The 18,830-nt window shown below is 68.0% G+C and carries 15 protein-coding genes and 1 pseudogene; 5 read left to right on the forward strand and 11 right to left on the reverse strand.

What is annotated here, in order from left to right; genetic code table 11:
* Positions 1–29: 29 nt before the first annotated feature.
* Positions 30–1,025 carry a dTDP-glucose 4,6-dehydratase gene (gene rfbB / locus ASE15_RS14675; protein WP_056764043.1) on the forward strand — a complete coding sequence of 332 codons (996 nt, stop codon included), beginning with the start codon at positions 30–32 and terminating at the stop codon, positions 1,023–1,025.
* A 119-nt stretch (positions 1,026–1,144) separates the two neighbouring features.
* Here rfbB and ASE15_RS14680 read toward each other — a convergent pair whose 3' ends face one another.
* The gene (locus tag ASE15_RS14680) at positions 1,145–2,056 is read right to left on the reverse strand and encodes a glycosyltransferase (RefSeq protein ID WP_162259138.1); all 912 of its coding nucleotides are present in this window, start codon (positions 2,054–2,056) and stop codon (positions 1,145–1,147) included.
* 22 nt (positions 2,057–2,078) lie between these two features.
* Between ASE15_RS14680 and ASE15_RS14685 the strand changes: the two genes are divergently transcribed.
* Together ASE15_RS14685 and ASE15_RS14690 are read left to right on the forward strand one after the other, a co-directional pair.
* Positions 2,079–3,383 carry a hypothetical protein gene (locus tag ASE15_RS14685; protein ID WP_162259139.1) on the forward strand — a complete coding sequence of 435 codons (1,305 nt, stop codon included), beginning with the start codon at positions 2,079–2,081 and terminating at the stop codon, positions 3,381–3,383.
* Positions 3,380–4,150: a glycosyltransferase gene (locus tag ASE15_RS14690; RefSeq protein WP_056764049.1), complete on the forward strand. Its 771-nt coding sequence runs from the start codon at positions 3,380–3,382 to the stop codon at positions 4,148–4,150. Before ASE15_RS14685 ends, ASE15_RS14690 begins: the two co-directional genes overlap by 4 nt.
* 58 nt (positions 4,151–4,208) lie before the next feature.
* Here ASE15_RS14690 and ASE15_RS14695 read toward each other — a convergent pair whose 3' ends face one another.
* Positions 4,209–5,108 (reverse strand): glycosyltransferase, encoded by a 900-nt coding sequence (locus ASE15_RS14695; RefSeq protein ID WP_200960556.1) that lies wholly within the window; start codon positions 5,106–5,108, stop codon positions 4,209–4,211.
* A 130-nt stretch (positions 5,109–5,238) separates the two neighbouring features.
* Between ASE15_RS14695 and ASE15_RS14700 the strand changes: the two genes are divergently transcribed.
* Both ASE15_RS14700 and ASE15_RS14705 read left to right on the forward strand, forming a co-directional pair.
* Positions 5,239–5,982, forward strand: coding sequence for a glycosyltransferase family 2 protein (locus tag ASE15_RS14700; protein ID WP_056764051.1), 744 nt, complete (start codon positions 5,239–5,241; stop codon positions 5,980–5,982).
* Positions 5,979–6,374: a DUF2304 domain-containing protein gene (locus tag ASE15_RS14705; RefSeq protein WP_056764054.1), complete on the forward strand. Its 396-nt coding sequence runs from the start codon at positions 5,979–5,981 to the stop codon at positions 6,372–6,374. Before ASE15_RS14700 ends, ASE15_RS14705 begins: the two co-directional genes overlap by 4 nt.
* Positions 6,375–6,662: 288 nt before the next feature.
* On the opposite strand, the gene ASE15_RS14710 is transcribed toward ASE15_RS14705, so the two are convergent.
* The 9 genes and pseudogenes from ASE15_RS14710 to ASE15_RS14750 form a co-directional block, all read right to left on the reverse strand.
* A complete protein-coding gene (locus ASE15_RS14710) occupies positions 6,663–8,630 on the reverse strand; it encodes a DUF6541 family protein (protein ID WP_157277234.1) in 1,968 nt (655 codons plus the stop codon).
* 37 nt (positions 8,631–8,667) lie between these two features.
* Positions 8,668–9,393 carry an ABC transporter ATP-binding protein gene (locus tag ASE15_RS14715; protein ID WP_056764058.1) on the reverse strand — a complete coding sequence of 242 codons (726 nt, stop codon included), beginning with the start codon at positions 9,391–9,393 and terminating at the stop codon, positions 8,668–8,670.
* Between the two features lies 1 nt (position 9,394).
* On the reverse strand, positions 9,395–10,279 hold the full coding sequence (locus ASE15_RS14720; protein WP_056764059.1) for an ABC transporter permease: 885 nt from the start codon (positions 10,277–10,279) through the stop codon (positions 9,395–9,397).
* Positions 10,266–12,272, reverse strand: a complete 2,007-nt coding sequence (locus tag ASE15_RS14725) for a glycosyltransferase (protein ID WP_082618476.1) — start codon at positions 12,270–12,272, stop codon at positions 10,266–10,268. Before ASE15_RS14725 ends, ASE15_RS14720 begins: the two co-directional genes overlap by 14 nt.
* Positions 12,269–13,468 (reverse strand): annotated as a pseudogene (gene glf / locus ASE15_RS14730) (UDP-galactopyranose mutase); the annotation flags it as partial. The gene ASE15_RS14725 and the pseudogene glf, both read right to left, overlap by 4 nt.
* 108 nt (positions 13,469–13,576) lie before the next feature.
* Positions 13,577–15,595: a DUF6541 family protein gene (locus ASE15_RS14735; RefSeq protein WP_056764062.1), complete on the reverse strand. Its 2,019-nt coding sequence runs from the start codon at positions 15,593–15,595 to the stop codon at positions 13,577–13,579.
* Positions 15,588–16,427, reverse strand: a complete 840-nt coding sequence (locus ASE15_RS14740) for a glycosyltransferase (protein ID WP_056764064.1) — start codon at positions 16,425–16,427, stop codon at positions 15,588–15,590. The genes ASE15_RS14735 and ASE15_RS14740 overlap by 8 nt, the downstream gene beginning before the upstream one ends.
* Entirely contained in the window at positions 16,424–17,440 is a 1,017-nt protein-coding gene (locus tag ASE15_RS14745) for a glycosyltransferase (RefSeq protein ID WP_235534449.1), read from the reverse strand. Before ASE15_RS14745 ends, ASE15_RS14740 begins: the two co-directional genes overlap by 4 nt.
* The gene (locus ASE15_RS14750; RefSeq protein WP_056764066.1) at positions 17,437–18,738 is read right to left on the reverse strand and encodes a nucleotide sugar dehydrogenase; all 1,302 of its coding nucleotides are present in this window, start codon (positions 18,736–18,738) and stop codon (positions 17,437–17,439) included. Before ASE15_RS14750 ends, ASE15_RS14745 begins: the two co-directional genes overlap by 4 nt.
* Between the last annotated feature and the right edge of the window lie 92 nt (positions 18,739–18,830).

Genomic DNA, 18,830 nt, shown 5'->3' on the forward strand with positions numbered 1-18,830 from the left:
CTCCCCCACTTCGAGCAACGGAGCATCACGTGCGTGTCCTCATCACCGGCGGCGCCGGGTTCATCGGCGCCAACTTCGTCCATCAGACCGTCGCCGAACGTCCTGACACCCAGGTCACCGTCCTGGACGCCCTGACCTACGCCGGCAACCCCGCCTCCCTGGCCCCCCTCGGAGACGCCGTGACCCTCGTGCAGGGAGACGTCGCCGACGCCGAGCTCGTCGACCGCCTCGTGGCAGAGACCGACCTCGTGGTCCACTTCGCCGCCGAGTCCCACAACGACAACTCCCTCGAGGACCCCTCCCCGTTCGTGCGGACCAACCTCGTGGGGACCTTCACCCTCCTGGAAGCCGTCCGCCGCCACGGCGTGCGCTACCACCACATCTCGACCGACGAGGTCTACGGCGACCTCGAGCTCGACGACCCCGAACGCTTCACCGAGGACACCCCCTACAACCCCTCGAGCCCCTACTCCTCGACCAAGGCCGGCTCCGACCTCCTGGTCCGCGCCTGGGTCCGCTCGTTCGGCATCCAGGCCACCATCTCCAACTGCTCCAACAACTACGGCCCCTACCAGCACATCGAGAAGTTCATCCCCCGACAGATCACCAACGTGCTCTCCGGGATCCGCCCCAAGCTCTACGGCCAGGGCCTCAACGTCCGCGACTGGATCCACGTCGAGGACCACAACACCGCCGTCTGGACCATCATCGACAAGGGCCGCTCGGGCGAGACCTACCTCATCGGAGCCGACGGCGAGATGAACAACCGCTCCGTCGTCGAGATGATCCTCGAGCTCACCGGCCAGCCCGCAGACGCCTACGACCTCGTCGCGGACCGCCCCGGCCACGACCTGCGCTACGCGATCGACTCCACCAAGCTCCGCACCGAGCTCGGCTGGACCCCCAGATACCCCAACTTCCACGACGGCCTCGCCGCCACCATCGACTGGTACCGCGAGAACATGGACTGGTGGCAGGCCGACAAGGCAGCCGTCGAAGCCAACTACGCCAAGACCGGCCAGTAGACCCGACGCAGTCGCAGACGTCCCCCAGCCGATCGCACCCACCGGGGTGCTGTCGTGGGCCGCGCCGATCGCGGTGCGGCCCACGACAGCACCCCGGTGCGCCCAGGCCGGTCGCGTGGTCAGACCGTCGGAGGAATGGGTCCCTGAACCCGCCGCAGCCCGTCACGGAGTCCCCTACGCGCGTAGCGCAGGCGCTCACGTCGACCAGGTACCAGGGTCGTGGTGATCGTCAGGTGACGCAAGAGCTTGCCCACCGCTCCCACGGACCACACGGGCTCGGTCCGGGCGTACCGGCGCACCAGCTCGACGACGTTGCGGACCTGGTAGTAGTAGCGGAAGTCCGCCGCGACGACCAGGGTCAGCACCCGAGGACCGATCCGTACCTCGGCAGCGCGGCCGAGCCGATGCTCGAGGTGCACCTCTGGCGCGACGACGCAGAGGTATCCGTGAGCACGGGCGCGGAGGAAGAACTCGCTGTCGACCCCGTCGATGAAAAGCGGTTCGTCGAACCCCCCGATCCGGCGGAGGACCTCGGTAGGCACGAGCAGGCCCGACTGGATGGGCTCCTTGCCGAGCACGACGCCGCCGGCGCTCTTCCCCGCACCCGACCTGATGCCGCTCGCCCGCCCAGGAGCGACCATGCCGACCTGCACCCCCTGGGCGGTGGCAGCACGCCCCGCCGCGACCAGGCTTGCGACATAACCTTCCGGCAGGACCGAGTCCTGATCCAGCGTCAGGACGTGGTCGACATCGGTCGGACCTGCGCGCAGCGCGTCGAGCCCCGTGTTGAGCGCGGCACCGATCCCTCGGTTGCTCTCGTGGCGGACCACCGTGGCACCGATCCTGCGGCACTCCTCGTACACCTCGTCGGACCCCGCGTGCGCCTGCGGAGTGCCGTCGTCGACCACCACGACCCTGCTCACCTGCGAGACCAGGCTCCTCACGGCGAGCACGAGGCTCTCCCCAGGCCCGAAGGCGGTGACCACCGCTCCCACCTGGGCACGGCTGTCTTCGGTAGATCTGCTGGGCATGGCGTCAAAGTACACTACCGAGGTGGTCCTGGAGGCCGCTTCAGCACCGGACAAGGACACGATGATCTCGGACGACAACGCCACAGTCAGCCCTCCCTCGACCATCGGCGGGCGGGGTGCCCTGTACGTCGGCATCGCCTCGGCCTTCTCTGCCGCCGTCGGCTACGTCGTGATGCTCCTCGCGACCGGCCTCGGTTCGGAGACGAGCCAGTTCCTGGCCTTCTGGTCGTTCCTGTTCACCTGCTTCGGCATCCTGAGCGGCATCTCGGTGGAGACCACCCGGTCGGTGACCAACGCCGTGCGGGAGGGGTTCGCTCCCGGACCCCGGCTCGTGTGGCTGGCGGTCGGTTTCGCCGGCGTGCTCGGGACACTGATGGCCCTCACGGCGCCCCTCTGGCGTGACCGGGCCTTCGAGAGCGATGCGCAGGTCCTGGGCTGGCTCGCGTGCGCCGGGGTCGTGGGGTACGCCGTCCACTCGGTCCTCGTCGGCTCGCTCGGCGGACGCGCGTGGTGGGCCACCTACAGCGGGACGATCGCCGCCGAGTCGGGCGTCCGTCTCGCCCTGGTCGTGACGGTCGTCATCATCGGCTCGACGATGGTCGGTCTGGCCGCCGCATCGGCACTCGCCGCCTTCACCTGGGTGGTGGTGGTCGTCGTCTCGCGGAGAGCCCGTGCAGCCCTCGCGTCACGCGCCGACGTACCGACGACCGTGCTGCTCCCCAGGATGCTTGCATCCATCGCCGCCCAGGGATCGAGCGCCGTCCTCGTGGTGGGTTTCCCGTTCCTCCTGTCGTTGACGACGGAGGCGACCGTCTACGCGGCAGGGGCGCCTCTCCTGCTCGCGATCTCCTTCACCCGCGCCCCCTTGCTGATCCCGCTGAACGCCTATCAGGGGGTGGCCGTCGCCCACTTCGTCAACAACCGTGACAGGGGCCTCCGAGCCCTCCTGCCGATCCTGCGCCTCATCGGGCTGATCGGTGCGGTCGGCGCGGCGCTCGCGTGGCTCGTCGGGCCGTGGCTGATGGTGCTGCTCACCGGCAAGGAGTCCTACCGCGTCGACGGGTGGATCCTTGCCGCGCTGACCGTCGGCGCGGCTCTTCTCGCGATCCTGACCCTCACCGGCGCACTGTGCCAGGCCCTCGCGCTGCACCGATGGTTCGTCGGCGGGTGGCTCCTCGCCACCGGGGTCGCGGTCGCACTACTGCTCGTTCCCGGACCCCTTGCGGTCCGCGCCGTGGTGGCTCTCGTCGGAGGACCTCTCCTCGGCATCCTCGTCCATCTCTCTCGCCTCGCCAGGCCCGTGATCGTCCAGGAGGACGCCCGATGACCGACTCCCGCCGCCCCGAACCGCGGGTCAGCGTCTGCATGGCCACCTACAGGGGCGCCCGGTACGTCGAGGAACAGCTGACCTCCATCCTGGAGCAGCTCGGGCCCGACGACGAGGTGGTGATCATCGACGATGCCTCGCCCGACTCGACGGTGGACGTCATCACCGGGATCGCCGACCCACGGATCCGGCTCGAGCGCGCCACCACCAACAGGGGGTACGTCCGCACGTTCGAGGCTGCCCTCCGCTCTGCCCGCGGAGAGTTCCTCCTGCTCTCGGACCAGGACGACGTCTGGCTCCCCGGGCGCGTCGATGCCATGACGCGTTCGCTGGAGGCTCACGCCGTCGTCGCTACCAACCTGACCATGCTCGGCGGCCCGGACTCGCTGCGCGGACCCCTTGGCCAGGAGGACTGGCGGCTGCGTCCCGAGGACTCGGGCCGCGCCGCCCGGAACGTCCTGGGCGTGCTGGCCGGCAACCGCCCCTACTACGGGTGCGCCATGGGCGTCCGCCGGGACGCCCTCGCCGTGCTGCTGCCCTTCCCCGGCTACCTCACGGAGTCCCACGACCTGTGGATCGCGCTCTACGGAAATCTCTCCGGCAGCATCGAGCACCTGCCGATCCGCTCCCTGGCCCGTCGGGTGCACGGGGAGAACCAGACCCCTGACCGACCGCGGGGCATCGTGCCGGTCCTCCGGGCTCGCGTCATGCTTGCGCGCGCGGTGGGCACGCTACGGCGACGGATCGCCTCGTCCTCACCACGGTGAGCTGCACTCCTCCGCGCACACCGAGGAGGGGGCTCGCAAGACCCTGAGCCTGGTCGCTTCAGCGATCAGGCAGCGCAGGACCGAAGGCATGTCTCAGCAACGCCTTCGGCGAGCCCTCCTTGCGGGAGAATGCTTGAGGCAGCAGGACGACGGCATGCAACCTCGACGTCATGTGCAGGCGCGCCGCCCGACGGGCACGCCGCCATCCGCGCCGGGACATCTCACCGGCCGCGACCGCGAAGTAGCGTCGCTCGCCGTCGAAGCGCACTCCGTCGAGCAGTGCCGCCGAGGACGCGCTCGAGCCGTGACGGCGGTAGGAGAAGCAGAGGGTCGGCTCGACGAGCAGCGTCGCACCGGCGCAGATCATGTCGATGATCAGGGCGAGGTCCTGGATCAAGGAGAACTCGTCGCGGAACGACGTGGCGACGAGTCGCTCGCGGCGGAAGACCAACGAGGGCCAGTAGAGCCAGTCCGCGCGCAGGAGGCTCGTGGCCAGCGCTTCACCCGTGAGCAGGGTGGGCTGCGACACGCGAGGCATCATGAGCCGCCTCTTGACGCTGTCTACCAGGGTGGTGACGACGGCACCCGACTCGTCGATCACCTGGACACCGGGCTGGATGATGTCCGCCTCGGGGAAGTCGCGGTGCGCACGGAGGACGGTGTCGACGTAGTTCGGGAGCAGGACGTCGTCGCACCCGACGATGGCGACCATGTCCTGCGTGGCGATCTGCGCGCAGGTCGCGAAGTTCGCCGTGATGCCCTCGTTGACGTCCTTGCGCACGTAGCTCACACGAGGGTCGGTCAGACCGTCGAAGTACTCCTTGACGCTCGGGTCCGGATAGGCGTCGTCCACGACGGTGAGCAGCCAGTCGTCGCTCGTCTGGCGCAGGACGCTCTCGACGGTCTCTCTCATCATCGCTGGGTCACCCCAGAACGGGAGCATGATGTCCAGGGGCACGCTCGAGCGACCTTTCTTCGGAGGGTGCTGGCCAGAGGCCTCAGCGAGAGCGGTACTGATGCTAGTGCACCCCGCCAGATGGTCCAGACTGCCGTCATCGGGGCTCGCCCTACGCAGTATGATTCCAGTCATGCAAGACCATCTTCCGGAACGCCTCCTCGTCATCGTTCCCGCATGGAACGAAGAGATTACGCTTCCTGAGGTGATCGCAGAGACCCGTCGGACCCTCCCGGGGGCGTCGATACTCGTCGTCAACGACGGATCGACCGACACGACCGTCCACGCCGCTCGCGCCGCCGGAGCGGAGGTCCTCGACCTTCCGCTGAACCTCGGAGTCGGTGGCGCCATGCGCGCGGGGTACAAGTTCGCCCTGAGGAACGGTTACGACTACGCCGTACAGCTCGACGCAGACGGGCAGCACGCCCCCGCCGAGGTCCTCAACCTCTGGACGGCGATGCAGGCGGACAACGCTGACATCATGATCGGCGCCCGGTTCGCCGGCAAGGGTGACTACGTCGTACGGGGCCCACGCAAGTGGTCGATGAAGCTGCTCTCGCTCGTGCTGAGCCGAGTTGCGGGCACCCAGCTCACGGACACGACGTCGGGGTTCAAGATGTGCAATGCCCGGACTATCCGTCTCTTCGCCTCGAACTACCCCGCGGAGTACCTGGGCGACACCGTCGAGGCGCTCGTGATCGCCTCACGCGCTGGGCTCAAGGTGAGTCAGGTGGGGGTCGAGATGCGTCCGCGTGCTGGCGGCGCACCCTCGCACAGCCCACTCAAGGCAGGGGTCTTCCTCGTGCGGGCCTTCTTCGCTCTGCTCATCGCGCTCTCCCGCCCCAGCGAACCGCTGGCTGCGGAGGTGACGGCATGAGCGGATACCTGTTCGCGGTCACCCTCTGCGCGCTGCTGGTCGTCGCGCTCATCCAGCTTCTTCGCAAGCGACGTATCCGCGAGAAGTACGCGGGCATCTGGATCATCGTCGCCCTCGGAGTGACGGTCCTCGGTGCCTGGCCCGGGCTCGCCGTGGGCTTGGCGAAGCTCGTCGGTGTCGAGGTCCCGGCGAACCTCGTGTTCTCGTCCGCTCTCGTCGTGCTACTCGTCGTGTGCGTCCAGCTCAGCATCGGAGTCTCAAGCCTGGACGAGCGGGTGCGGACCTTGACCGAGGAGATCGCACTCCTCCGTCTGGACGTCGAGACGCAGCAGGACGCAACGTCGCAGCCTGCAGCTCCGGTGCACCCCCAGGAATCTGCCACCGAGCGTTGATCGACGGCCGATCACCGACGGGCTGCGCCGCCGTCCGTGATCGGCCCCTGGCCTGATTCCTTGCGCGGCTGACTTTGGCGCAGCAGCAGGAGATCCGCCACAGGGCGGCGCACGGCACGGCAGCCGCCCACCACTGAAGCGTCCGCGTCCGCGTCCGCGTGCCTCGTCCAAGGTGTCCTACCTCGTCCCCGGCGTCGCGGAGCACCTTCGCACGCCAGGAGCACCCCCGTCGGCCTCTTCGGTGCGCACCGGGCCAGGTAGGCACCGGGCCAGGGAAGCAGCGTCGTGCTATGCGCAGCCGACGACCTCGAAGAGCCGGGCCGAACCCTCCTGGTCGACCAGCCTCAGGTGATCGTTCTCCTCGAGGCCCGCGAGCCCGCTGTAGTCGTGAGGGATTCCGTTGCCGTTGTTGACCTCGTGCGCCCCGAAGTCCAGGACGAAGTCCACACCGGATCGTCTGACGGCGGGGCACACGGTCGGGTCCTCGTCGATCTCCTTCAAGGTCGTGTGAAGTTCCTGCACGTCCGGGTCGATCTGGGTCAGGATGTGCTTCTCGGTCACCGCGCGGTCGCCGAGCGCGTAGGCGAGCGCCGCACCCGTCCAGGGATTCACCGCGATCGTCGCGTCCTCGGGGGTCGACTCGGGGAGGCGCTCGATGAGGGCGCGCTCGTCGACGGACAACAACGGGGCGCTGTCGGACTCCACGTAGGCGAGCTGAGCCGACGCTGCTCCACGGCGGACGGAAGCTCCTTGGCTCGCGACGACGAGAGCCAGGCACGACACCACGGCGATGCCCACGACGACGGGGCGGGTGATCCAGGATCGGTTGGCGAACCGAGCGGTGGCACGTTCGACGAGCTCTACGCCGCCTCCGGTGGCGACGAGCACCCCGGGGATCACGAGCAGCCCGGCGAGACGGAAGGGATCGTTGTACCAGACACCTGTCAGGAAGTTCCTCAGTTCCCCGGCAGGACCACCCGCGACGATCACGAAGAGGAGGATCGCGACCGCGAACGGACCCAGGATCCACCGACGGGAGCGCGAGAAGAGCATGGTGAGCACCCCGACGGCGAGCAGGACTGCGGTCAGCAGTGTCAAGGGCGTGCCGATCGGCGCGACGAAGAGTCCCTCACCGAAGGCCTGCGCCTGCGACTCGATCGGCATCCAGGTCGCGGCCGACGCCGGGGGACGGATGACCTTCCATGCGACGTACGACGCTGCGACGCCGATGACGACGACCGCCGTGGGCACGAGGAGAGGCCGCCAACCATTCTTCAGCGCCACGGCTCGGTTCGCGACCCCGACATACCTCGCGATCACGATGGGTAGCGTCAGCGCGAGGAGCGCCATCGCCCCGTTCGGGTGTGCGAGCCCGATCCCTCCTGCCGTGAGCGCCAACAGTGCCACGTCACGCCACCAGCCCCACGACCTGGCATCGAGATCCTCAGGCTTTGCGACGCCGGCCAACCGGACGACCAGGGTCAATGCCCCTGGCAGCAGGGCATAGGCGAGGAAATTCGGGTAGAGCACCCCGAAGGACAGGAGCAGGAAGGGAAACGCGCCGAAGGACGCGGCCAGGACTCCCGCGAGGACCGGGGCTGTGGAGGACCCGGGAAAGCTGACTCGTGCCAGTGCGACACAACCGGCCGTCCACACGAGCGACCCGATCACCAGGTTGGTGACGTTGACCGCGACGGGGATCGAGGCTCCCGAGTCGACGATCAACGAGACGACGGAGTGCCACGCCGCCGGGTAGAAGCCGATCTCCGAGATCGTCCCGAGGTTGAACGGCGAGGCATCGCCTGTCTCCTGGATCAGTCGGAGCGCGTTAAGGTGAAAGACGTTGTCGAAAGTCTGCGAGATGCTCTCGGGCGTGCCGAAGACGAACATCAGCCGGCGAGCGAGCAGGGCGGATCCGACGAGAGTCGCAGCGACGGCGAGCCAGAACCCACCGGAACGCTCGACGTACCTCCTGGGGCGCCTGTCGAAGATCGCGCGGACGACTGCGACGACGACCGCAAGCAGTGCCGTCACTCCCGCAACAGCACCGACGGACCATGGGAGGCCCACGAAAGCCACGGCGATCGACGCGATGGCGATCACCCCGACCGAGACCCCTGGAGCCAGCGCCGCAGTCCTCCAGCCGATCGGCCCAGCGATGGCGAGGATCGCCGCTCCCGGCACGAAAAGTACCCCGATCGCCACCAGCACGAAAGGGATCGCGTCCCACCAGAGCGTCATCTGAACAGTCCCCACGTCGTCGTCCTCATCAGATCAGCCGTCCGGCAGAGGATCATTGGCCGTTGCGCAGGCGCGCCACAGCTGCTACCGCCTCGGTGTCCTCGACGACGACGCCCTTCTCCAGGACGACGCCCCTGTCGCAGAGGTTCGCGACCATGTCCAGGTCGTGACTCACGATCACGAGCGTCCGCCCCTCCTCGCGCAGACCACGTACCCGTGCGAGGCACTTCTGCTGGAACGGCTCGTCACCGACCGCCAAGATCTCGTCGATGAGGAACACCTCAGGATCCGAGTGGACCGCGACGGCGAACGCGAGCCGCAGGAACATCCCCGAGGAGTAGAACTTCACCTCGGTGTCGATGAAGCGCTCGATCTCGCTGAACGCGACGATCTCATCGAACCGTCGACTGACGTCGGACTCGCTCATGCCGAGAATCGCACCGTTGAGGAAGACGTTCTCGCGTCCCGTGAGGTCAGGATGAAAACCTGCGCCGACCTCGATGAGCCCGGCGACGCGACCGCGAGTGCGCACACTGCCTGCATCCGGGCGCAGGACCCCCGAGATGAGCTTGAGGAGCGTTGACTTGCCCGACCCGTTGAAGCCGAGCAGCGCAACTGTCTCGCCCTCGGTGATCGTGAGGTCGACACCATCGAGCGCGAGAAACTCCTCGGCAAGCTGCTGACGTCGCAGCGACGACATCATCAGCTCCTTGAGAGACCGGTTGTGCCTGAGCGTGAAACGCTTCTGGACGTCATTGATCTCGATACTCGTGACCATTTCAGAGCTCCTGGGCGAAGCGCCCCTCAAGGCGCCGGAAGACGGACTGACCGGCGGCGAGGATCACCAGCGAGATCGCGAGGGCGGAGAAGGCGAACGTCCACATGTTCGGCGGAAGCTCGACCGGGTTGGTCGTCCCCGGGTACCAGAAGGCGTAGTGGAACAGCTCGACCGCCGCCGTGATCGGGTTCAGCTGATAGATCGTGAACAACCAGGCCGGGAGCGTCGCCGCCACCCGGTCCCATGTGTACAGGACCGGTGATGCCCAGGTCGCGACCATCACGATGAGGTCGACGAAGTTCTCCGCGTCGCGATAGAGCACGTTGACAGCACCGAAGAGCAGGCCCAGTCCTAGGGCGAGCACGGCGATGATCACGAATCCCAGCACGCCAGCACCGAGCTCCGCCGGGTTGGGTCTCCAGCCCGCGATCACAGCACCGACCACCAGGACGAGGAGCTGCGGAAGGAAGTGCGCGGCCGAGACGTACAAGGACGAGACCGGGAACAGCTCTCGGGGAAGGTAGATCTTTCGGATCAACGCCGCGTTGCCGACGATGGACCGAGTCGCGTTGGAGAATCCTTCACCGAAGAAGTTGATGACGACGATGCCGGAGAACAGGTAGACCGCGTAGTCCTCGGTGCCCTTGTTGAGTTCGAGAAAGAGCCCGAGCGCCACGTAGAAGACGACGAACTGCACCGCAGGCTTGACATACGACCAGAGCATCCCCAGCACGGACCCGCGGTAGCGGACGCGGAGCTCCTTCTTGACGATCAGCCGAAGGAGGAACCGGTTCCTGAAGACATCGAGAAGCCCCTGGCCACGGCCAGGTTCGACGAGCTCGACGTGCTGGGGATCCGGCTGGTTCGAGGGGTCAGTCCTGGTCACGTCGGTTCTCGGCGAAAGTACGTTCCCAGGCCTCCGGGGCGGTGAACGAGTGGTGCGCGTCGCGGTACTGCTCCTGAAGGTCAGACCACTGGGCCACCAGCCGTCGGTGCAGATCGACGCTGTGGGCGAGGTAGCTGCGGAACTTCTCCGGGTCACGCTGGTACCAGGATGCCCCTGTCCCGTCGGCTGACGTGACCAGAGCAGAATCGAGGTGGGAGAGCCTCCACCACTTGGCGTCCGTGGCGGGGACGGCGGTCTCGGGCTGAGCCACCGCGCCCTCGCGGACCGGGAGCAGCTGCCGGACCGCACCCGTCAAGGCCGAGCCGATGCCCTGCACCTTCCCCTTCGGCGCACGCGGCTCGACACCGCGGCGCGGAGGACGAGGCATGTGCGGGTCCGGGAAGGCCCCGAGGTCCTTCTGCACGACGGCGTCAGGGTACTCGGACCGCACCTGTCGGATGTGGCCGAGCTTCGACCCGATCGTGGCATGCAGGTGATCGGGTCCGCTCAGCAGGTCCTCGAGCGCCTGGTGCCGGAGCTCGATCGCCGAGTACTGGAGGGACAGTAGGTGCTTGACGTCCATCTGGAAGCTCTCGCGCGGGAGGATGCCTCCCCGCGGGTACGGCGAGTAGAGGAGTGCGGCGAGCCAACGGTTGCGCTGGTGGTAGTAGGCCTGCCAGTCGATCGTGTCGTCCTTGTCCGTCCACGGCACGTGCCAGACCGCAGCGCCCGGCAGTGAGACCGTCGGATAGCCGGCACGCTTCGCACGCAGGCCGAACTCCGAGTCGTCCCACTTGATGAAGACGGGGAGGGACAGGCCGATCTCCCGCACGATGTCGGTGGGGATCAAGCACATCCACCACCCGTTGTAGTCGACATCGACGCGTCGATGGAGCCAGCCGGTGGTCCGCAGGGAGAAGTTCGCGAAGTTGTGGCCCTCACCCGTCCCGGGGACCGGGCCCCAGAAGAAGCGATACGGGTTGACCTTCTCACCAAAGCTGTGGAGCACGCTCTTCTCGTACATCGAGAACATGTGCCCGCCGACGATCGTCTTGCGGCGCGTGAAGTCGCCGAAGGCGATAGCTCGGAGGATGCCCTCCGGCTCCGAGACGATGTCGTCATCGAGCAGCAGGACGTACCTGCTCTTCTCCGCCTTGACCGTCTCGAGCATCCCGCGGGCGAATCCACCGGAGCCGCCGAGGTTCCCCTGACGGATGACCTTCAGACGCCCTTCGAGCGAGGACTCCGCTTCCGCGAATCCGTCCTCCTCCTCGACAAGCTGATTTCCCTGGTCGATGACGAAGACGTTGTCCAACGCCCCCTTGAGCGCATCGTCAGCGCCGATGAGCTTCAGCTGCGCCACGCAGTAGTCCGGGCGGTTGAAGGTCGTGATACCGATCGAGGCCGTACCGGGCGTCGAGCCTGCGGGGACCTCCACGCTCCAGTGGGCCTGCAGCATCTTGACCGGGCCCGCAGCCGCGTAGAGGTCGAACCAGTACCAGCCTCCGTCGCCGAACGGAGCGAGCGTGAGGTCGATCGTGGTGGTGCCCTGGGGAACGTCCAGGACCTCGACGCGTTGGCTCGCGCCCCGCGCGTTGGACTTGTAGACGACGACAGTCGTCGGCGCATCCACCTCGACGCTCAGCCGCACGGAGCCGACGGTCGTCCAGCGCCGCCAGTACGAGGCCGGGAACGCGTTGAAGTACGTCCCGAACGAGACCCGCTCGCCGGCCGTGAGGGTGACCTCGTGGCGGCCCGTGACGATCTCCGGGTCGATCTCGGCGCGCTGCGGGAGGGGACGCTCGGCTCCCTCGGCCACCGGCTCGGACGGGTCGGCCGTGTGGACCGCGCCGTGCGCAGGGTCGAAGTCGACGTAGAGAGGCAGGACGTCCAGGTCACGGTCCAGGGGCAGAACCACCCTGTGCACCACGCGACGGTCGGTCTCTCTGTGGGCAGCCGCGTTCGCGTGCGTCGTCATCGTCGTCGTGCTCATGCGTCGACCCCTCCGCTCTCCAGCCCGGCACCGGCACCGAAGTGCGGCGCGAGCTTGTTGTCCACCATGGACAGGGCCGAGCCGATCGCCATGTGCATGTCGAGGTACTTGTAGGTGCCGAGACGGCCGCCGAAGAGGACGTCCTTCTCCGCCGCCGCCAGGTCGCGGTAGGCGAGCAGCCTTTCGCGGTCGGCCGCCGTGTTGATCGGGTAGTACGGCTCGTCGTTCTTCTCGGCGAAGCGCGAGAACTCCCGCATGATGACCGTCTTGTCCGTCGGATAGTCACGCTCAGGATGGAAGTGGCGGAACTCGTGGATCCGCGTGTACGGGACGTCCGCGTCCGCGTAGTTCATCACCGGGGTGCCCTGGAAGTCACCGACCGGGAGCACCTCCTGCTCGAAGTCGAGCGTGCGCCAGGAGAGGTCACCCTCCGCATAGTCGAAGTATCGGTCGACGGGTCCCGTATAGACCACGGGAACGTTGCCGACGACGTCCTTCTTGTTGACCGGCTGGGTCTCGTCGAAGAAGTCGACCTCGAGCCGGACCTCGATGTTCTTGTGGTTCGCCATCCGCTCGATCCACGCTGTGTAGCCGTCGACCGGCAGTCCCTCGTAGGTGTCGTTGAAGTAGCGGTTGTCATAGGTGTACCGGACCGGGAGGCGGGAGATGATGCTCGCCGGAAGGTCCTTGGGGTCCGTCTGCCACTGCTTGGCTGTGTACTCCCGGATGAACGCCTCGTAGAGGGGGCGGCCGATGAGCGAGACGCCCTGTTCGTCGAGGTTCGTGGGCTTCTTCCCCTCGAGCTCGCTCGCCTGCGCTGCCAGCAGCTCTCGTGCCGCGTCCGGGCCGTGGGCCGAGCGGAAGAACTGGTTGATCGTGCCGAGGTTGATCGGCATCGGGAAGACCTCGCCACGGTGGGTCGTGTAGACCCGGTGCTCGTAGCCCGTGAACGCCGTGAACCGGTTGACGTACTCCCAGACACGCTCGTTCGACGTGTGGAACAGGTGCGCACCGTAGCGGTGGACCTCGATCCCGGTCGCAGGGTCCGCCTCGCTGTACGCGTTGCCACCGATGTGGCTCCGACGGTCGATGACGACGACCTTGCGGTCGTACTCCTCGGCAATTCGTTCTGCGACGGTCAAGCCGAAGAAACCCGACCCGACGACGACAAGATCCGCGTCCACGCACACTCCTAGTTCAGGGAAGACAGCCCGACAAGACTAGCGGGTCGGCCATGGCTGGCCGCCGCCCGCGCGGCACTCCGGACGATTCGCCACAAGACCTTCACCTGCTTGCCCGAGGGGTCAGCCGCAGGCGGTGATCCGGTAGAGCCTCGCGTCTCCACGCTCGGCCACGAGCTCGGCGACCCCGGCCTCGACGAGTCCGTCGAACCCGGGATAGCCCCCCTGACCTGCGTCCCAGAGATGGCGGCCCATCCTCAGCACGAATCCGACGTCAAGGTCGTCCACCGCCTCGCACACCTGCGGATCCGTACGCGCCTCGTTGAGCTTCTCGGCGACCAGGTAGCGGTCCGGGTCCATGACCACACCCATGTGCGGGTACAGCGCACGGCGGTCCGCGAGGGCCCAGACCATGGAGCTCCCGTCCCACGGGTCACCGGCGACGGCCACACCCTCAGGGACGAGCTCGTCCAGGCGTCCGAGAAGCCACAGTTCGTCGGCGTCGATGAGGGCTGCCGAGTCCGTCGAGTCGGGTGCGACGCTGTAGACGTGCTCCACGTACGCGAAGGAGGCTTTGAAGGTCGCCGTGCGCGGGAGCACGACGCTGATCGCCAGTCCGACCAGGATCGCGAGCACCGCGGCCGCGTACGGCGAGACACGCCAGCCCTTCCTCCTGCCGAACAGGGTGAGGACGGTCCGCACGAGCGTCGCCGTGCCGATCACCGCGAGGGGTACCCCGATGAGCGGGATGAGCGCCGCGAGTCGCTGCGGATCCGCATACCAGTAGCCCGTGAGTGCGCCGCGCAGGGGGATGTCGAGGCCTCGGACCAGGACGTAGAGGCCAAGGAAGATGCCGTAGGAGAACGGGAGCCAGCGCCATCGTCGCACCCACAACGAGGCGATCGCGCCGATCACCACGATCACGGCCACCGTCCAGTTGGGGATCCCCCCGGCCAGGTTCTCCGGCTCCGGGAAGTTCGGGGAGGTGGCGGGGTGCATGGCCGACAGGCCCACCGCTTCGCGGACAGCGTGCTGCCAGGTGGAGGTCACGGCCCACATGACCTTGCCCTGGAAGTCCGAGACGAACGGGAGCCGGTCGAGGGCCCAGATCCCTGCGAGCCCGGCGAGGGCGGTCGCCACCCAGGGCAGCACGACCTGCCACCAGGCCTTCCCTGACCTCCTCGCCTTCGACGACGTCACCCAGAGGGCGAGGACGACGAGCGGGACGGCCGCGTAGGCCAGTGCGAACAGGCCGTTCGGTTGCGCGAGAGCCAGCCCCACGACACCGAGCAGCAAGCCCATGAGCGACGGGACCCTGCCGCGCCCTCGTGTGAGGAGAAGACCCAGGACACACAGGGCGAGCGCCGCCGGCAGCAGCGCGTAGGCAAGGATGTTCGGGTACAGGAGGCCGAACGACATGAGCCGGTTCGGGAACTGCGTCATCGCGAACGAGAACGGCACCACCAGCCCGAGGAGCAGGGGTCGCGGGCCGAACAGGAGGCGCCCGAGAGCGAGCATCCCGAGCGGCCACACGACGGTCGTGGCGACCACGGTCACCCAGTTGGCCGCGACTGCGACCTCGCCGCCCGAGAGCTGGACGACGAGGGATACGACGCCGTGCCAGAGCCCGGGATAGAACGCGGTCTCTGCCGCCGGTTGCGAGAGCGTCATGTGGAAGGACGACGCGTCGCCCGTCTCGAGCACGAGCTTGACGGCGTTCAGGTGGTACGGGGTGTCGAAGGTCTGAGCGATGCGCTCGGGTCCGCCGATGGCGCCGAGGGTCCGACGCGCCTGAAGCGCCGCGGCGACGACGGACGTCACCGCGACCGCGAGCACGACGGCCCGCCGTCGACGTCCGGGGCCTGTGCGCGGCGACGTCCTGCGACCCGTGGCCCGGTTGACTACCGCCGCCACGAGCGTGAGGACCCCCGAGACGACCAGCACCCCGACGATGCTCCAGCCGATCCCCAGACCCCCGAGGAGGACGGCGGTCCCGCCGATGATCCCGGCACCCAGCAGAGGAGCGCTCCCCCAGGCGACGAGCCCGCGAAGGCCCAGCGCCAGCGCCGGACCAAGGCCCGGCAGGACGAGGACGAGAACGGCGACGAGCGCCACCTGCCAGGTGTCGACCCACTCAAGCACGTCGTGCCCCCGACCGGTCGGCGAGGAGCCTCTGGTAGAAGTACTTCCGCAGGGACTCGGGGACGAGGCGATACCCGCCGCGGACCAGCAGGTTGCGAAGCATCTGGGACCTGGACGTGAAGCCTGCACGGCGCATCCTGCGCTGCAGCTCGACCTCGGACCGAAGCAGCCTGGACCCACCGCGACGCGCGTAGGCGCCCGCGCCGATCCGGTAGAGCAGGAGCGGCTCGGGGAGGTTGCACCCCTTGGCCCCCGCCAGGATCATCCTCGCGAAGAGCCAGTAGTCCTCGAGAAGAGGAAGGTCCTCGTACCCCCCGGCTGCAGAGACGACCGACTTGCGGTACACGACCGAAGGATGGTTGAAGGGCGAGTGGAAGCGCGCTCCCCTCGCGATCTGCGCGGAGGTCAACGGCGGTGTGCGCACCATGCCAGGTCGCGCCTCGTCGTCGAACTCCTGGATCGCCGAGCCGACGATGTCGTACCCGCTCTCGACGAGGGGGACCTGGCGGGCGAAGCGCTCGGGCCGACAGACGTCGTCCGCGTCGGTGCGTGCCACGATCTCGTGGGTGCAACGGTCGAGCCCGACCGCGAGAGCCCGTGCCAGCCCGACGTTGTGATCGAGCTCGATCACGGCGACCGGCACGACGCTCGTCGCCCGTACGTGATCGAGGACCGCCGCCAGCTCCGGACCGACAGGACCGTCACGGACCACGACGACCTCGGACGGTCGCAGGGTCTGTTCGACGGTCGCCGACGAGAAGGAACGTTCGAAATGAGGAGCCGAGTCCCCCGCGTACACGGGGAGGAGGACTGAGAACGCGGGAGGGGTCACGCCGTGTCCGCCCGTCCTGGCCCGGTGCCACCGGCCTCGATCTCGAGAATCTCGTCCTGCGGCACACCTGCACCCTGCAGGGCCTTCGCTGTGGGGAGGGGAGATCGCAGGAGCCCGTCCCTGAGGCCTCGGACCGCCGCGCTGCGCAGGACGTCACGTCGTGACGATCCGGCGAAGGTCCGGGCCCAACGCCGGAGCGACGCCCCCGTGTACAGGACCCGTTCCTCCGGCGAGAGCGCCGACGAACGCGTGAGCATCCAGAGCTTGTTGCGTACCTCGTAGTAGAAGCGCTCGCCAGGGTCGGCATCCGTCGCGCCGAAGACCTTCGTCCTGTGCTCGACCACGCTGTTCGGAACATACAGACCGATCCCTCGACGAAGGAGCCTGCACGAGTACTCGAAGTCGTCGTTCCAGATGAAGTAGTCGGCGATGGGGAGCCCGTGGTACCGGATCGCCCGGCTGTCGACGAGCATCGAGACGAACGAGGACGACCGGACGGGAACGGCCCCGACGCCAGAGGAGTCGGCGATCTCCTCCCTCGTCGCCCCCGGGCGGCGTCGTGGCGTGTTCATGGGGTGATCGCGCCCGTCGTGCCAGACGACACGGCTGCCCAGGAGCGCTACCGGCTCGGGGTAGCTCTCCCGTGCGCGCAGCAGCTCCTCGAGCGCGGTCGGCGTGGGGATCGTGTCGTCGTCCATCAGCCAGACGCACTGCGGGTCGAACTCGGCGAGCGCGTGCGCGATGCCCGCGGCAAAGCCGCCGGCACCGCCGGTGTTCCTGTTGAGCTCCAGGACGGTCGCACCGACAGGGTGCTCGATCGCGACCACCGCGGAGTCGTCCTCGGACCTGTTGTCCACCACGAGCACCTGCGTCAGCGGATAGGTCTGAGCCGCCAACGCGTCCAGCGCGTCCCGCAGCAGGTCTCGACGGTTGTACGCGACCACGACGGCGACGACACTGATCCCCTTCGGGACGGACCGAGGCCCCTCGGTCCGGTCGGTGCTGCCGCTCACGAGGTCACCCCCTGCCCGACGACGGTGCGCGGGACACCCACCCAGAGGGCGGGGTCCGTGACACGGCGACCGTCCACGAGGAGCCGGACACCGGGAAGCTCCTCGGGGGCCACGGTCCTGTACTCGGCGTGGTCGGCCTGCACGATCGCGAGGTCGGTCTCCTCGCCGTAGTGATAGGGCGTCAGCCCCAGACGCAGCAGCTCCTCGTCCGAGAAGAGCGGGTCGTGGACTTGCACCGAAGCCCCTTGCTTGGTCAACGCCTCCACGGTCGCGAAGACGCCGGAGAAGGCGGCCTCCTTCACCCCGCCCCGGTACGCGGCGCCGAGCACGGCGACGCGCAACCCGTCGAGGCTTCCCACGAGGTCCGCCGCGCGAGCGACGACCTTCTCCGGCATGGCGGCGTTCACGCTGCGAGCGTCGCGGACGATCGTCGCTGCCGGGTCGACCGAGAGGTAGAGCCGCGGATAGACCGGGATGCAGTGCCCCCCGACGGCGATCCCCGGGCGATGGATGTGGCTGTAGGGCTGGGAGTTGCAGGCCTCGATGACCGCGTAGACGTCGATCCCCTGCTTCTCGGCGAAGAGAGCGAACTGGTTCGCGAGCCCGATGTTCACGTCCCGGTACGTCGTCTCGGCAAGCTTCGCGAGTTCCGCGGCCTCGGCGGACCCCAGGTCCCACACCCCGTTGGGGCGTGCGAGGTCCGGTCGGTCGTCGAACGTGAGCACGGCCTGGTAGAACGACGTCGCGCGACGGGCTCCTTGCTCGCTCAGGGCACCGATCAGCTTGGGGTAGCGCCTCAGGTCGGCGAACACGCGACCCGTGAGCACGCGCTCGGGGGAGAAGACGAGATCGAAGCCCTCCCCCTCGACGAGCCCGGAGACCTCCTCGAGCAGCGGCTTCCAGCGTCCGCGCGTCACGCCGACGGGAAGGGTCGTCTCGTACGAGACGAGCGTCCCGGGGGTCAGGTGAGCGGCGAGCGAACGGGTCGCAGCATCCATCCACGTGAAGTCCGGGAGGGCGGTCTCCTCGTCGACGAACAGCGGAACGACCACGACGACGGCATCCGCCCCGGGGATGGCCTCCGCGTAGTCGGTGGTGGCGCGCAGGCGACCCGAGGGCACCACCTCGGAGAGCTTCTCACCGAGGTGTGCCTCCCCCGGGAAGGGCTCGCGCGCCGCGTTCACCGCAGCGACGACCTCGGGGTTCACGTCGACGCCGACGACGTCATGACCTCGATCTGCGAACTGGACTGCGAGCGGCAGCCCGATCTTGCCCAGGGCGACGACAGCGATACGCATCAGAGAGACCTCACTCGAACGGGCAGGCGACCCCGGATGACAGGGAGACCTCGAAGACAGGGACCAGGATAGTTCGTCGACCTGCATGTACG

It is taken from the genome of Oerskovia sp. Root22 (assembly GCF_001429135.1).
Classification (GTDB): Bacteria; Actinomycetota; Actinomycetes; order Actinomycetales; family Cellulomonadaceae; genus Oerskovia; species Oerskovia enterophila.

What these genes read in the sequence shown, in the direction of transcription:
- ASE15_RS14690 (WP_056764049.1), top strand. Translation starts at nt 3,380, where the DNA reads ATGACCGACTCCCGCCGCCCCGAACCGCGGGTCAGCGTCTGCATGGCC.
- ASE15_RS14750 (WP_056764066.1), bottom strand. Translation starts at nt 18,738, where the DNA reads ATGCGTATCGCTGTCGTCGCCCTGGGCAAGATCGGGCTGCCGCTCGCA.
- ASE15_RS14700 (WP_056764051.1), top strand. Translation starts at nt 5,239, where the DNA reads ATGCAAGACCATCTTCCGGAACGCCTCCTCGTCATCGTTCCCGCATGG.
- ASE15_RS14680 (WP_162259138.1), bottom strand. Translation starts at nt 2,056, where the DNA reads ATGCCCAGCAGATCTACCGAAGACAGCCGTGCCCAGGTGGGAGCGGTG.
- ASE15_RS14705 (WP_056764054.1), top strand. Translation starts at nt 5,979, where the DNA reads ATGAGCGGATACCTGTTCGCGGTCACCCTCTGCGCGCTGCTGGTCGTC.
- ASE15_RS14715 (WP_056764058.1), bottom strand. Translation starts at nt 9,393, where the DNA reads ATGGTCACGAGTATCGAGATCAATGACGTCCAGAAGCGTTTCACGCTC.
- ASE15_RS14725 (WP_082618476.1), bottom strand. Translation starts at nt 12,272, where the DNA reads ATGAGCACGACGACGATGACGACGCACGCGAACGCGGCTGCCCACAGA.